The sequence below is a fragment of the Sphingomonas parva (ex Maeng et al. 2020) genome (assembly GCF_004564275.1).
In the GTDB taxonomy this organism is placed as follows: domain Bacteria; phylum Pseudomonadota; class Alphaproteobacteria; order Sphingomonadales; family Sphingomonadaceae; genus Allosphingosinicella; species Allosphingosinicella parva.
Genome location: NZ_SPDV01000020.1, coordinates 25,982 through 39,248, shown reverse-complemented (window position 1 = coordinate 39,248; position 13,267 = coordinate 25,982). Strand labels below are relative to the sequence as shown.

Below are 13,267 nucleotides of genomic sequence, written 5' to 3'. Positions count from 1 at the left end.
GCCAGCGGCAAGGCTTGCCCGCCCCCCGGTCCCTCGCCTAACGCCGGGCCATGCCGATGCTCCCGCCCCTCCAGGATCTGTCCGGCCTGTCGCTCGCCGAGATCGCGCGGCTCGCCGAGGAAAAGAAGCTTCCCCCCGTCGAGGCGTGGACCCCGGAAAGCTGCGGCGACAGCGAGATGCGCATCGCGCGGGACGGCAGCTGGTTTCATCAGGGTAGCCCGATCGCCCGGCCGGCGATGGTGCGCCTGTTTTCCACCATCCTGCGCAGGGAGCCGGACGGCGGCTACGTGCTCGTCACCCCGGTCGAAAAGCTCGACATCGCGGTCGAGGACGCGCCGTTCGTTGCGGTCGAGCTCAAGACCGAAGGCGAAGGCGAGGCGCGCCGGATCGCCTTCAGGCTGAACACCGGCGATGTGATCGTCGCCGGCCCGCGCCACCGTCTCTGGCTGGAGGATCGCAGCGACGGCCCCCATCCCTATCTGGAGGTCCGCCCCGGCCTCGATGCGCTGATCGGCCGCGCCGCCTATTACGAGCTTGCCGAGCTGGCGCTCGCCGAAGGCGGCGGGGTGTGGAGCAACGGCGCGTTCTTCGCGCTCGAGCCCGTCGAATGAGCCTCGCCGACCGCCTCCGCGAGGCGCTCGAGCTGGGCCGGACGCGCAGTCCGGAGCTGCTCGCCGGCGATCTGCTCGAGGACGACGGCCCGGCGAGCGTCCCCGCAGCGGTGCTCGTCGCCGTGGTCGACCGGGCGGTGCCGACCGTCATCCTCACCGAGCGGCCGCACACGATGCGCAAGCATCCGGGACAGATCAGCTTCCCGGGTGGCCGGATCGAGCCCGAGGATCGCGGGCCGATCGAAGCCGCCCTGCGCGAGGCGGAGGAAGAGATCGGCCTCGCGCCGGCCGTGGTCGACGTGATCGGCGAGGCCGATCCCTACCGCACGATCACCGGTTTCCAGGTGATTCCGATCGTCGGCGTCGTCCCGGCGGACCTCCCGCTGCGCCCGGATCCGCGCGAGGTCGCGGGCATGTTCGAGGCGCCGCTGGATTTCCTGCTCGATCCGGCGCGGCAGACCGTGCGCACCGTCGATTTCCAGGGACAGCGCCGCTCCTATTACGAGATCATGTGGGACGGGCGGCGCATCTGGGGCGCGACGGCGGCGATGATCGTCAACCTGTCGCGCCGTCTGGAGCTGGTGTCGTGAAGCTTCCCGACGTTACGACCACCGCCGCTCTCAGGCGGCTCCTCGACACCCTGGGCGCCCGGGAGGGCGAGACTCGCTATGTCGGCGGCTGGGTTCGCGACACCCTGCTCGGCGTTCCCGTCTCCGATCTCGATCTGGCCACGCGGCTGAGGCCTGACGAGGTCCTCGCCCGGCTGCGCCGCGCCGGCATCAAGGCGGTGCCCACGGGGCTCGCCCATGGGACGATCACGGCCATCGTGGAAGGGCGGCCGGTCGAGGTCACCACCCTGCGCCGCGACGTCTCCACCGACGGACGGCGCGCGACCATCGCCTATACCGACGATTGGAAGGAGGACGCGGCGCGCCGCGACTTCACGATCAACGCTTTGTCGGCGGATCCGCAGACCGGCGACGTCCACGATTATTTCGACGGCGAGGGCGATCTCGCCGCGGGCCGCGTCCGCTTCATCGGCGAGCCGCTGAAGCGCATCGCCGAGGATCATCTGCGCATCCTGCGCTTCTTCCGCTTCCACGCGCGCTTCGGGCGCGGGCCCGCCGAGCCGGAAGGGCTCGCCGCCTGCGTGGCGCGGGCCAACGACCTGATGGCGCTCTCGCGCGAGCGGATCGCCGACGAGGTGCTGAAGCTCCTCGCCCTGCCCGCGCCGTGCGGCGCCGTGCGCCTGATGATCGACGGCGGAATCCTGCGGCCGGTGCTGCCCGAGATTTCCGACGCGGAGCCGCTCGAGGCGCTGATCGCGCGCGAGGCCGAGGCCGGTCTCGCCGCCGACCCGCTGCGCCGCCTGGCGGCGCTGCTCCCGGCCAATGCCGAGGTCGCGGCTTCGGTCGCCGCGCGCCTGCGCCTGTCGAACAAGGCCGCGAAGCGCCTGGCCAGCGCCGCCCGGCGGTCCGCTGCCGACGCTGGGGAGCCGGCGCAGCGCCTCGCCTATCGCCTCGGCCGGGACGAGGCGGTCGACCGGATCCTGCTCGGCAGCGGCGATGCGGCGGACGCGGCCTCGCTCGAATCCTGGCAGCGGCCGCGTCTCTCCTTGGGCGGGGGAGACCTGATCGCGATGGGGCTCCGGCCCGGTCCGGTGGTGGCGGCGACGCTGCAGGCGCTGGAGCGGAGCTGGGCCGAAGCGGGCTTTCCGGCCGAGGCGGAAACCCAGCAGGCGCTCGCCCGCACCCTGGTCGATCAGGCGCTGCGCGCCAGCCAGTAATCGAGCGCCGCGTCTCCGGGCAGCGGCCGCGCGAAGTAGAAGCCCTGGCCATGCGTGCAGCCGAGCCGGGTCAGCGCCTTGGCGAGCTCGGGAGAGTCGATCCCCTCGGCGGTCGTGTCCATGCCGAGTGCGTCGGCCAGCGACAGGATGGCGCGAACGATCGCGATCGAATCGCCGTCGCCGAGCATTGCAGCGACGAAGCTTTGGTCGATCTTGAGCACGTCGATCGGCAGGCGCTGGAGATAGGCGAGCGACGTGTAGCCGGTGCCGAAATCGTCCATCGCCACCCGGGCGCGCAGATCCTTGAGCTCCTGGAGCACCTTGGTCGCGCGGCGCGGATCCTGGACGATGGCGCTTTCGGTCAGCTCGAGCGTCAGCCGGTCACCGCCGATTCCGTGTGCCTCCAGCGCCGCGGAAACGCGGGTGGCGACGTCGTCGCGCGCGATCTGAATGGCCGAGAGGTTGACGCTGACCGAGAGCGGAAGCGTCCGTCCGGCCTTGCGGTCCCACGACGCGAGCGTCTCCACCGCCGCTTCCAGCGCCCAGCGCCCGAGCGGGACGATCAGCCCCGATTCCTCGGCGACGGGGATGAACTCCACCGGCGAAATGGCGCCGCGGCGGCCGTTCTCCCAACGGGCGAGCGCCTCGAAGCCGGAGACCGCGCCCGTCTTGAGATCGACCAGGGGCTGGAAGGCGAGCGTGAGCTCGTTGCCCTCGATCGCGCGCCTGAGCTCGGTCTCGATGCTGAACCGCCGCCTGGCGGCTCGCGCCTGGTTGGGCTCGTAGAAGCGGATTCCGCCGTCGACCTTGGCCCGCTTGAGCGCGAACTGGGCGTTGCGAAGCACTTCCTCGGCAAGCTCCTCCGATCCGCCGAGCAGGGCGCAGCCCATCGCGCAATCGACCCGGATCTCGAGCTCGGACAGCCGGAACGGCGCCGAGAGCGCGGTGCGGATCCGCTCCGCCGCCTGGATCGCGTCCTCCAGCCCCTTGTCGAGCTTGAGCAGCAGGCCGAACTCGTCGCCGCCGGTCCGGGCGAGGAAATCGCCGGCGCGCAGCGACGAGAACAGCCGGCGGGCGAAGGTGATCAGAAGCTCGTCGCCGGCCATCGATCCGACGCATTCGTTGACCCGGCTGAAGCGAGTCATGTCGACGACCAGGACGGCGTGGCTGCCGGGCAGGAAGGCCGGATCCTCCAGCACCTTCTCGACCTCCTCGTTGAAGGCGAGGCGGTTCGGAAGACCGGTGAGGCTGTCGCGCAGCATCTCGGCGCGAAGGCTCCGCTCGGTCTCGACCTGCGCGGTGCGGTCGATCAGCGAGACGAGGCAGCGGACGCCGAGACCGGGATAGGCGCGGAGGCGCGCCAGGCGAACGACGAAGTGCCGCGCGCCGACCAATTGGCCGTCGCTGCTCTCGAACTGGCGCGTGCATTCGTTGGTCTTGAGGAATTGCGCGATCGCATCGCCGAGGCCGCTGTCGTCGAGGAACGCGCTTTCGCTCGCCTCGCGCGGACCGGCCAGCAGGTCCCAGCCGGCGAGATCGACGAACGGCTCGTTGGCGATGTCGATCCACAGCGGCGCGCCGTCGCCGAGCCGGAACACGGCGGCGGCGATCGGCAGGGCGTCGATATAGTCCTGCCGCACCGAAGTGCTCATCCGCGCGTCGTGCGACGCCTCCGGCAGCTCGCCCGCGTCGGCGTCGTCACAGGTTCGCGCAGGCGCGGCAGCGGCTTCCATGAGCCGGGAATAGGGCCGCAGGCGTTAACAGCCGGTTGAGCAACATGGGCTAGTCTTTACGGCTCGCGGCCCGCGCCGCCGCCCCGTTCCTGCGGTGCTGCAGCGAGTCTCGATCAGCGGTCGCGGGTCAGAATCTGTTGTCGCGCGGGAAGCCGTTCGGCGCCATTCGCCCGCCGGCGCCGCGCGCCGTCCGCCAGGCCGAGAGATCGGCCTCGGTGCGGTTGCGCCCGCTCGATCCGCCCATGCTCCAGCTCAGCCCGTCCGCGAAACGCAGCGTCCGCGCATCGGAGAGGCCTCCGTCGCGATAGCGCTGGAGCTGGACGCCCTGGCCCCGGCCCATCTCCGGCAGCTCGGCGATCGGGAACACGACCATCTTCCGGTTCTCGCCGATGACGGCGACATAATCGTCTTCGGGACCGACCGGCCGCACGATCGCGAGGCGGGCGCCGGTGCGCACGTTCACCACCTGCTTGCCCTTGCGGGTCTCGGCGATCGCGCCGGCCGCGGCGGTGAGGAAGCCGCGGCCGTCCGACGAGGCGAGCAGCAGCTTCGCCCCCGGCGCGGCCGGGACCAAGGCGGCGATGTCGCCCTCTCCCTCGATATCGACCATCAGCCGCACCGGCTCGCCGAAGCCGCGGCCGCCCGGCAATTTGTCGGCCCCGAGCGTGTAGAAACGCCCCGTGGTCGAGGCGAGCAGGATCTTGTCGGTGGTCTGGGCGTGGAAGAAGAAGCGCGGCCCGTCGCCTTCCTTGAACTTCATCGCGTCCGGGTTGGAGAGGTCGACATGGCCCTTCATCGCCCGGATCCAGCCGCGCTGCGACATGATCACGGTGATCGGCTCGCGCTCGATCATCGCCTCCAGCGGGATCTCGCGGGCGGGCGCCGCTTCCTCGATCAGCGTCCGGCGGCGGCCGAGCTCCGTATCCGGACCGTAGCGGTCGCGCAGCGCGGTCAGATCCTTCTGCAGCCGCTTGCGCTGCAGCGCCGGCGAGCCGACCAGCTTGATCAGCTGATCGCGCTCCTTCTCCAGCGTCTCGCGCTCGCCGCGGATCTGCATCTCCTCGAGCTTGCGCAGCGAGCGCAGGCGCATGTTGAGGATCGCCTCGGCCTGGCGGTCGCTGAGCTCGAACTCGGCGATCATCACCGCCTTGGGATCGTCCTCCTCGCGAATGATCTGGATCACGCGGTCGAGGTTCAAATAGGCGGCGAGATAGCCGACCAGCAGCTCGACCCGGTCCTCGATCTTGGCGATGCGATGCTGCGATCGGCGCACCAGCACTTCGAACTGATGCGCGAGCCAGGCGGACAGCACCTCCTTGAGGCCCATCACGCGCGGCGTGCGATCGGCGTCGAGGACGTTCATGTTCAGCGGTATCCGCACCTCGAGATCGGTGAGCCGGAACAGGCTCTCCATCAGCAGCGCGGGCTCCACCGTGCGGCTGCGCGGCTCGAGCACGATCCGGATCTGCTCGTCGGATTCGTCGCGGATGTCGGCGAGGATCGGCAGCTTCTTGTCGGAGATCAGCGCCGCGATCTGCTCGATCAGCTTCGATTTCGGCACCTGGAACGGGATCTCGGTGATCACCGCGTTCCAGGTTCCCCGGCCCTGGTCCTCGGTCGCCCAGCGCGCGCGCACGCGGAAGGCGCCGCGACCGGTGCGATAGGCGAGCGCGATCGCCTCGGCGCTGTCGACGATCACGCCCCCGGTCGGGACGTCCGGACCGGAAACGAAATCCATCAGCGCCGAGGGCTCGGCCTGCGGATTGTCGATCAGGTGGATCGCCGCCTCGATGATCTCGGCGAGGTTGTGCGGCGGGATCGAGGTCGCCATGCCGACCGCAATGCCGCTGGCGCCGTTGGCGAGCAGGTTGGGGAACAGGCCGGGGAAGACCTCCGGCTCTTCCTCCTCGCCATTGTAGGTCGGGCGGTAGTCGACCGTGCCCTCGTCGAGGCCGGCCATCAGGTCGTTGGCGGCCTGGGTGAGGCGCGCCTCGGTGTAGCGCATCGCCGCGGCGTTATCGCCGTCGACATTGCCGAAATTGCCCTGGCCGTCGACCAGCGGGTAGCGCAGCGAGAAGGTCTGCGCGAGGCGGACCATCGCGTCGTAGACCGACTGGTCGCCGTGCGGATGATATTTGCCGATCACGTCGCCGACGACGCGGGCGCATTTCTTGTAGCCGGCCGCCGGATCGAGCCGCAGCAGCCGCATCGCCCAGAGCAGGCGCCGGTGCACCGGCTTCAGCCCGTCGCGCACGTCGGGCAGCGAGCGCGCGGTGATCGTCGACAGCGCGTAGACCAGGTAACGCTGCGACAAGGCCTTGTCGAAAGGCGTGTTTTCGATCGGATCGATATCGTTGACGGCGTCGGACATGGCGCGAGCGATAGCAAGGAGGAGGGCGCGATGCGAGCCGCTATTGCTGATTGTCTACTCTTGCGGTAGAGTAAAGAAGAAGCTCGAAACGGGCTCGAAGGAGAGCAAGATGCGCAAGGCAGTGGCCCTGTTCACGGTCCTTCTGCTCGCCGGCTGCAGCGGCGCCGAAGATGATCGCGGCACCTCCGGCGGCGAGCAGCTCGCGGAGAGCACCGACGCCTCCGGCCGCCCGACCCCGCCCGGTGTCACGCCCACCGCGGCGCCAGGCGTCGCCTTCAACTATCGCTACGTCTTCGCTTTGCCGGGTGCGCGGATCTCGGCCGTGCAGGAGCAGCATGCCGCAGCCTGCGAGAAGCTCGGCGTCAGCCGCTGCCGGATCACCGGCATGCATTACGAGCAGGACGGCGAGGAGGATGTCAGCGCCCAGCTGGCGTTCAAGCTCGATCCGGCGCTGGCCCGCGGCTTCGGGCGGGACGGCATCGCCGCGGTCGAGCGGGCCCAGGGCGAGGTCCGCAGCGCCGACATCACGGGCACCGACGTCGGTGCCGAGATCCAGGCCGGTGCGCGCGAAGGCGAGAGCGTCTCCGCCGAGCTCGCCGCGATCGAGCGGCGTCTCGCCGCCGGCGGTCTCCCGGCCGCCGAGCGCGCCGAGCTGCAGCGGCAGGCCGAGCAGCTGCGTGAGGCGGCGCGTGCCAATCAGGCGCAGCAGACCGATCGCCGCAGCCAGCTCGCCACGACGCCCGTGGTGTTCGACTATCGGTCCGGCGAGACCGGGGGGCCGATCGCGCGCGCCGCTCGCAACGCCCTCGGCATGCTCGAGGGCAGCTTCGCCGCGCTGATCGTCGTCGTCCTTACCCTGCTTCCCTGGATCGCGCTCGTCCTGGCCGTCGCGCTGATCTGGCGCTGGGTGAACCGCCGCTTCCTCGGCGGCGCCGCGCCCCGCGCCGAGCCGGTCAGGGCTCCGGCGGCGTGAACACCTCCGCGGGGCCGAGCTCGGCCTCGCGGCGCACCGCCGCCTCGAGCCAGAGGCGGAAGGCGCGGATCTTCGGCCGGGCGCGCTTGTGCTCGGGATAGACCAGCCACATCGAGGCGCGCTCGAAGGCGAGCGGCTCGAACAGGCGAACGAGGCGCCCGTCGGCGATCTCGCTGCGCCAGTAGAGCGGCGTCAGCAGGCCGACGCCGTGCCCGGCGAGCGCGGCATTGCCCTCCGCCACCTGCGAATCGAGCCGGATTCCGCGCGATCCCGCCGGCTCGGCCTCGACGACTCCGGCCGCCCGCAGCCAGGTGCGCCACATCGGATCGTCGGCGCTCAGCCGCGGCACCCGCAGCAGGTCCTCGGGCCGCTCGATCCGGTGACGATCGCGGAAGGCGGGGCTGCAGAACGGCGTGTTGTGGAGCCGCATCAGGAAGTGCTGGCAGAGGCCCGGCCACGGCCCCGCCCCCATGCGGATCGCAACGTCGACCTCGTCCCGCGCGAAATCGACCAGGCGCTCGCTGGTCTGGAGCCTCACGGCGAGCTCCGGCCGCTCGATCTGGAAATTGCCGAGCCGCGGGGCGAGCCAGTTGGCGGCGAAGGTCTGGGCCGTGCTGATCGTCAGCACGCCGTCATCCTCCTGGGTGACACTCTCGAATGCTTCGGAGATGCCGTCGAGCGCGGCCGAGATCAAAGGCGCGACCTTGCGGCCGGCGTCGCTCAGCGTCACCCGCCGCTTCGAGCGCACGAACAGGGGAAGGCCGAGCCGCTCCTCGAGCAGCCTGATCTGGTAGCTCACGCCGGCCTGGGTCATGCCGAGCTCCGCCGCCGCCTGCGAGAAATTCTCGTGGCGGGCCGCGGCCTCGAAGGCGCGGACGGCGGCCAGGGGCGGAAGGTGGCGCATCGTTGAAGATGATAAGTCCTGCTTATCACCCGTGTCGAGCCTTTAGTTGGCGGCGCGCTCCGGAAAGCGCCATTCTCCTGCTGCAGCCGAACGCTTCGGCTCTCTAGACCAGACGGGAGAAGAACGATGCGGGATCAATATGATGCGCAGCTCTGGATCGATCATCATGATCAGTTTTCCAGATGGATCGGCGGGTCGATCCGCAGCCTGGCCGGCGCGATCGGGCGAGTCCTCGCGGACCGGCCGGCCGGCGCCCAGCTGCTCGCCGCGACCGTCGCCACCAGCCTCACCCTCCTCACCTTCACCGCCTCCGCGGTCTGATCACGACTCCGGGAGATTCGCCATGTCGACCATCATCCGCCTCGCCGCCCGCCTCCGCCGCAGCCTCGCCGCCCTCGATGCCGCCTTCTGCAAGCTCAACCGCATCCAGTTCGCGGCGCCGTGGAAGGAGCGGCGCGGCGCCTGCTGAGCCTCGGCCGGGCTGGCGGCGCGCCGTCCGCTCGGCCATGAAGGGCGGATGATCGCCCGCCCGAAAGCGCTTGCCGCTGCCCTCGCCCTCGCGCTAGCCGCTTGCGCCGTGAACCCTGCGGCCCCCGACACCCGCCCCGACGGCCTGATGGTCTGGCCCGACCTGCTCGAGCGGGAGCGGCCCGAGCCGACCGCATCGGTCCGCTACGGCGAGGCGCAAATGCAGATCGTCGATCTCTGGCTGCCCGCCGGGTCCGGTCCGCACCCGACGGTGCTGATGGTCCATGGCGGCTGCTGGCAGAGCGAGATCGCCGACCGGCGGATCATGAACTGGATCGCCGCCGATCTTCGGGCGCGCGGGATCGCCGTCTGGAACATCGACTATCGCGGCGTCGATCGCGACGGCGGCGGCTATCCCGGCACCTTCCTCGATGCGGCGGCGGCCACCGATGCGCTCCGCGCCCACGCGGCCGAATACCACCTCGATCTTTCGCGCGTGGTCGCGATCGGCCATTCCGCCGGGGGGCACCTCGCCCTGTGGCTCGCCGGCCGGCCACGTCTGCCGGCGGACAGTCCGCTGCGCAGCGCCGATCCGCTGCCGATCGCGAGCGTGGTCAGCCTCGGCGGGCTTCCCGATCTCGAGGAAGCGGCGCGCCCCCCGGGCAGCGGCTGCGGCACCGAGGTGATCGCCCAGCTGACCGGCGGCCGGTTCGACGACACGTCGGTGCCGCGGCTTGCGCCGCTCGGCGTGCGGCAGGTGCTGGTCAACGGTGTACAGGATCGGATCATTCCCGCCGCTTATGCGGAAGGCTATGCGCAGCCGATGCGCGCCGCCGGCGACGACGTGACGATCCGGATGGTCGACCGCACCGGCCATGTCGAGCTGATCGCGCCGGAGAGCGACGCCTGGCGGGTGGCGCGCGGCGAGATCGAGAAGGCGCTCGGCCGATGACGATCGACCTCGCCCGGGCACGCGCCCTCGATGCCGAAGATCCGCTGCGCGCCTGCCGCGACCGTTTCCTGCTGCCGGACGGGATCATCTATCTCGACGGCAATTCGCTCGGTGCCCTGCCCGCCGCCACGCCCGAGCGGCAGCGCCGCGCGGTCGAGCAGGAATGGGGCACCAGCCTGATCCGCAGCTGGAACGATCACGGGTGGATCGAGGCGCCGCAACGCGTCGGCGCCAAGATCGCCGCGTTGATCGGCGCGCAGCCGCACGAGGTCATCGTCGCGGACAGCGTCTCGGTGAATCTGTTCAAGCTGATCGTCGCCGCCGCGTCGCTGACGCCCGAGCGGCCGACGCTGCTGTCCGAAGCCGGCAATTTCCACACCGACCTGCACATCGCCTCGGGCGCGGCCGAGCTGGTCCCGAACCTCGGGCTCGAGATCGCCGAGCGCGAGGCGATCGAGGCCCGCATCGGCGCGGACACCAACCTCCTGCTGCTCACCCACGTCCACTTCAAGGCGGGGTTCCGCTTCGACATGGCTTCGGTGACCGCGCGCGCCAAGGCGGCAGGGGCGCGAACCCTCTGGGACCTGTCGCACAGCGCCGGGGCGGTGCCGCTCCACCTCAACCGCGACGGCGCCGAGCTCGCCGTCGGCTGTGGCTACAAATATCTGAACGGCGGCCCCGGCGCCCCGGCCTTCCTCTACGTCGCCGAGCACCTCCAGGAGCAGCTCGTCTCGCCGCTGCGCGGCTGGATGGGGCATGCGGCGCCGTTCGCCTTCACCGACGATTACGTGCCGGCGCCGGGGATCGCCCGCTTCCTCGCCGGCACCCCGCCGATCCTCGCGATGGCGGCCCTGGAGAGCGGCGTCGACGCATTCGACGGAATCACGATGGACGCGATCTGGGCCAAGTCGGTTGCGCTGTTCGACCTGTTCGCCTCGCTGGTCGCGGAGACATGCCCAGCGCTCGCCTGCATCTCGCCGGCCGATGCCGAGCGCCGCGGCAGCCACATCTCCTTCCGCCACCCGCACGCCTTCGAGATCTGCCAGGCGCTGATCGCCGAAGGCGTGATCGGCGATTTTCGCGCACCCGACGTGGTCCGCTTCGGCCTTACCCCGCTCTATCTCGGCTTCGAGGACGTGTTCCGCGCCGTCGCGATCATGGCCGACATCCTCGACACCGGGCGCTGGCGCGACCCGCGCTTCGCCGTCCGCGGCAAGGTGACCTGATTGGCGCGCCCGCGTCCACAACCCTCTTGTGTCTTATTTCAATAAGACACATCATCTGCGCCTCGGCCGCTGCGAATCATAAGGTACGCAACGGCTTGGACGAACAGGGAGGGTGTTCATGAAGAAATCCGTGCTGCTGGCCGCCGCTGCTTTTCTCATTCCCGTCGCCGCGACCGCGGCGCTCGCCCAGAGCAATGTGCCGCTGATCCCGCGCGAGAAGATCTTCGGCAATCCCAGCAAGGCGGCGGGGCGCCTCTCTCCCGACGGCAAGTGGCTGAGCTGGATCGCGCCGCGCGACGGGGTGCTCAACGTCTGGGTCGCCCCGGCCTCGAACCCGCAGCAGGCCAGGGCGCTGACCAGCGAGAAGGAGCGGCCGATCCGCAGCTACTTCTGGTCGCCCGACAGCCGGCAGATCCTGTTCATCAACGACAAGGGCGGAGACGAGAATTTCCTGCTCTACGGCGTCGATGTCGCCTCGGGTGCGCAAAAGACGCTGACCCCGTTCGAGAAGACGCGGGTCCAGATCGTCGGCATCTCGACCGACGTCAAGGACCACATCCTCGTCGGCATCAACAACCGCGACGCGCGCTGGCATGACGTCCACAGCCTCGATCTCGCCACCGGCAAGCTGACTCCGGTGCTGATCAACACCGGCGGCTATTCCGGCTTCCTGGCGGACGAGCAGCTCGCCATTCGCGGCGCCACCAAGCCCACCGACGACGGCGGCAGCGAATTCTACCGGGTGACCAACAACGTCGTCGACGCGCAGCCGTTCGAGAAAGTCGGGCTCGAGGACAGCCAGACCACCTCCCCTGCCGGCTTCACCACCGACGGCAAGACGCTCTACTGGATCGACAGCCGCGGCCGCGACACCGCCGCGCTGATCGCGCAGGACGTCGCCACCGGCCGCAAGACGGTGCTTGCGGAGAACCCGCGCGCGGACATCGGCGGCGCCCTGCAGAACCCGAAGACGGGCAGGATCGAGGCCTATGCGGTCAATTACTTCCGCAACGAGTGGACGCCGCTCGATCCGGCGGTGAAGGGCGATCTCGATTTCCTGAGGAGCCGGTTGAAGGGCGAGTTCGCAGTCGCCTCCCGCACCGACGCCGACGACAAGTGGATCGTCGCCGAGGATCCGGTCACCGCCCCCTCCTCCGCCTATCTCTACGATCGCAAGGCGAAGCGCCTGACCAAGCTCTACACGACCCGGCCGGAGCTGGAAGGCGCGCCGCTGGCGGCCATGCATCCGGTGGAGATCAGGACTCGCGACGGCCTCAACATGGTCTCCTATCTCACGCTCCCGCCGGGCAGCGATCCCGACGGGGACGGCCGGCCGGACAAGGCGGTGCCGCTGGTGCTGCTGATCCATGGCGGTCCCTGGGGCCGCGACGCTTATGGCTATAACGGCTATCACCAGTGGCTGGCCAATCGCGGCTATGCCGTCCTCTCGCCCAACTTCCGCGCCTCGACCGGCTTCGGCAAGAAGTTCATCTCGGCCGGCGATCTGCAATGGGGCAGGAAGATGCACGACGATCTGCTCGACGCGGTCGATTGGGCGGTCGGGCGCGGCGTCACCAGCGCCGACAAGGTGGCGATCATGGGCGGCTCCTACGGCGGCTATGCGACGCTCGCCGGCCTCACCTTCACGCCGGACAAGTTCGCCTGCGGCGTCGACATCGTCGGCCCGTCGAACCTCGAGACCCTGCTCAAGACGATCCCGCCTTACTGGACCGCGATCCGCACCCAATTCTACAAGAGGATGGGCGATCCCAACACGCCCGAGGGCCAGGCGCTGCTCAAGGAGCGCTCGCCGCTCTACAAGGCGGATCAGATCCGCAAGCCGCTGCTGATCGGCCAGGGCGCCAACGATCCGCGGGTCAACGTCGCGGAATCGGAGCAGATCGTGAACGCGATGAAGGCGAAGAACATTCCCGTCACCTATGTCGTCTTTCCTGACGAAGGCCATGGCTTCGCCAGGCCGGCCAACAACATCGCGTTCAATGCGGTGACCGAGAACTTCCTCGCGAAGTGCCTCGGCGGCCGCGCCGAGCCGATCGGCGGCGCCGTGAAGGCATCGACCGCGCAGGTGCCGCACGGGGCGGAATTCGCGCCGGGACTCACCGACGCGCTCGCCTCGAAATAGGACGCTCGAACCTCCCGCCGCTCGCGGCGGGAGGCCGGTCCGGCGAATTGCGCCGCCCGGACCCATCGGCTATAGGGCACGCCTCCGCCCCGCCCGCGCG

General features: G+C 70.0%; 12 protein-coding genes. 9 read left to right on the top strand and 3 right to left on the bottom strand.

Annotation, left to right across the window (positions count from 1 at the left end; translation table 11 throughout):
* Positions 1 to 50 precede the first annotated feature (50 nt).
* Genes E2493_RS11765 through E2493_RS11755 form a run of 3 tightly spaced genes read left to right on the top strand, consistent with a single transcriptional unit; the run spans position 51 to position 2,397 of the window.
* The gene (locus E2493_RS11765) at positions 51 to 611 is read left to right on the top strand and encodes a DUF1285 domain-containing protein (RefSeq protein WP_135086973.1); all 561 of its coding nucleotides are present in this window, start codon (positions 51 to 53) and stop codon (positions 609 to 611) included.
* Complete coding sequence (locus tag E2493_RS11760) at positions 608 to 1,201, top strand: CoA pyrophosphatase (protein WP_135086971.1); 594 nt, start codon at positions 608 to 610, stop codon at positions 1,199 to 1,201. Before E2493_RS11765 ends, E2493_RS11760 begins: the two co-directional genes overlap by 4 nt.
* Positions 1,198 to 2,397 (top strand): CCA tRNA nucleotidyltransferase, encoded by a 1,200-nt coding sequence (locus tag E2493_RS11755; RefSeq protein WP_135086969.1) that lies wholly within the window; start codon positions 1,198 to 1,200, stop codon positions 2,395 to 2,397. Before E2493_RS11760 ends, E2493_RS11755 begins: the two co-directional genes overlap by 4 nt.
* Here E2493_RS11755 and E2493_RS11750 read toward each other — a convergent pair.
* Together E2493_RS11750 and parC are read right to left on the bottom strand one after the other, a co-directional pair.
* On the bottom strand, positions 2,373 to 4,130 hold the full coding sequence (locus tag E2493_RS11750) for a putative bifunctional diguanylate cyclase/phosphodiesterase (RefSeq protein WP_135086967.1): 1,758 nt from the start codon (positions 4,128 to 4,130) through the stop codon (positions 2,373 to 2,375). The two genes, E2493_RS11755 and E2493_RS11750, sit on opposite strands and share 25 nt — an antisense overlap.
* Positions 4,131 to 4,257: 127 nt before the next feature.
* Positions 4,258 to 6,501, bottom strand: coding sequence for a DNA topoisomerase IV subunit A (gene parC / locus E2493_RS11745; protein ID WP_135086965.1), 2,244 nt, complete (start codon positions 6,499 to 6,501; stop codon positions 4,258 to 4,260).
* Positions 6,502 to 6,610: 109 nt separating this feature from the next.
* Here parC and E2493_RS11740 point away from each other — a divergent pair, with 109 nt between their 5' ends.
* A complete protein-coding gene (locus tag E2493_RS11740; RefSeq protein ID WP_135086963.1) occupies positions 6,611 to 7,474 on the top strand; it encodes a DUF4349 domain-containing protein in 864 nt (287 codons plus the stop codon).
* Here E2493_RS11740 and gcvA read toward each other — a convergent pair.
* The gene (gene gcvA / locus E2493_RS11735) at positions 7,455 to 8,378 is read right to left on the bottom strand and encodes a transcriptional regulator GcvA (RefSeq protein WP_135086961.1); all 924 of its coding nucleotides are present in this window, start codon (positions 8,376 to 8,378) and stop codon (positions 7,455 to 7,457) included. The two genes, E2493_RS11740 and gcvA, sit on opposite strands and share 20 nt — an antisense overlap.
* Positions 8,379 to 8,504: 126 nt before the next feature.
* Here gcvA and E2493_RS11730 point away from each other — a divergent pair, with 126 nt between their 5' ends.
* The 5 genes from E2493_RS11730 to E2493_RS11715 all read left to right on the top strand — a co-directional run bounded on the left by E2493_RS11730 (position 8,505) and on the right by E2493_RS11715 (position 13,167).
* Positions 8,505 to 8,699 (top strand): hypothetical protein, encoded by a 195-nt coding sequence (locus E2493_RS11730; protein ID WP_135086959.1) that lies wholly within the window; start codon positions 8,505 to 8,507, stop codon positions 8,697 to 8,699.
* A 22-nt stretch (positions 8,700 to 8,721) separates the two neighbouring features.
* Positions 8,722 to 8,847: a hypothetical protein gene (locus tag E2493_RS22075; protein WP_263854083.1), complete on the top strand. Its 126-nt coding sequence runs from the start codon at positions 8,722 to 8,724 to the stop codon at positions 8,845 to 8,847.
* Between the two features lie 108 nt (positions 8,848 to 8,955).
* On the top strand, positions 8,956 to 9,798 hold the full coding sequence (locus tag E2493_RS11725) for an alpha/beta hydrolase (RefSeq protein ID WP_225421421.1): 843 nt from the start codon (positions 8,956 to 8,958) through the stop codon (positions 9,796 to 9,798).
* A complete protein-coding gene (gene kynU, locus E2493_RS11720) occupies positions 9,795 to 11,024 on the top strand; it encodes a kynureninase (protein WP_135086955.1) in 1,230 nt (409 codons plus the stop codon). The genes E2493_RS11725 and kynU overlap by 4 nt, the downstream gene beginning before the upstream one ends.
* A gap of 118 nt (positions 11,025 to 11,142) precedes the next feature.
* Complete coding sequence (locus tag E2493_RS11715) at positions 11,143 to 13,167, top strand: S9 family peptidase (RefSeq protein ID WP_135086953.1); 2,025 nt, start codon at positions 11,143 to 11,145, stop codon at positions 13,165 to 13,167.
* Positions 13,168 to 13,267: the final 100 nt, after the last annotated feature.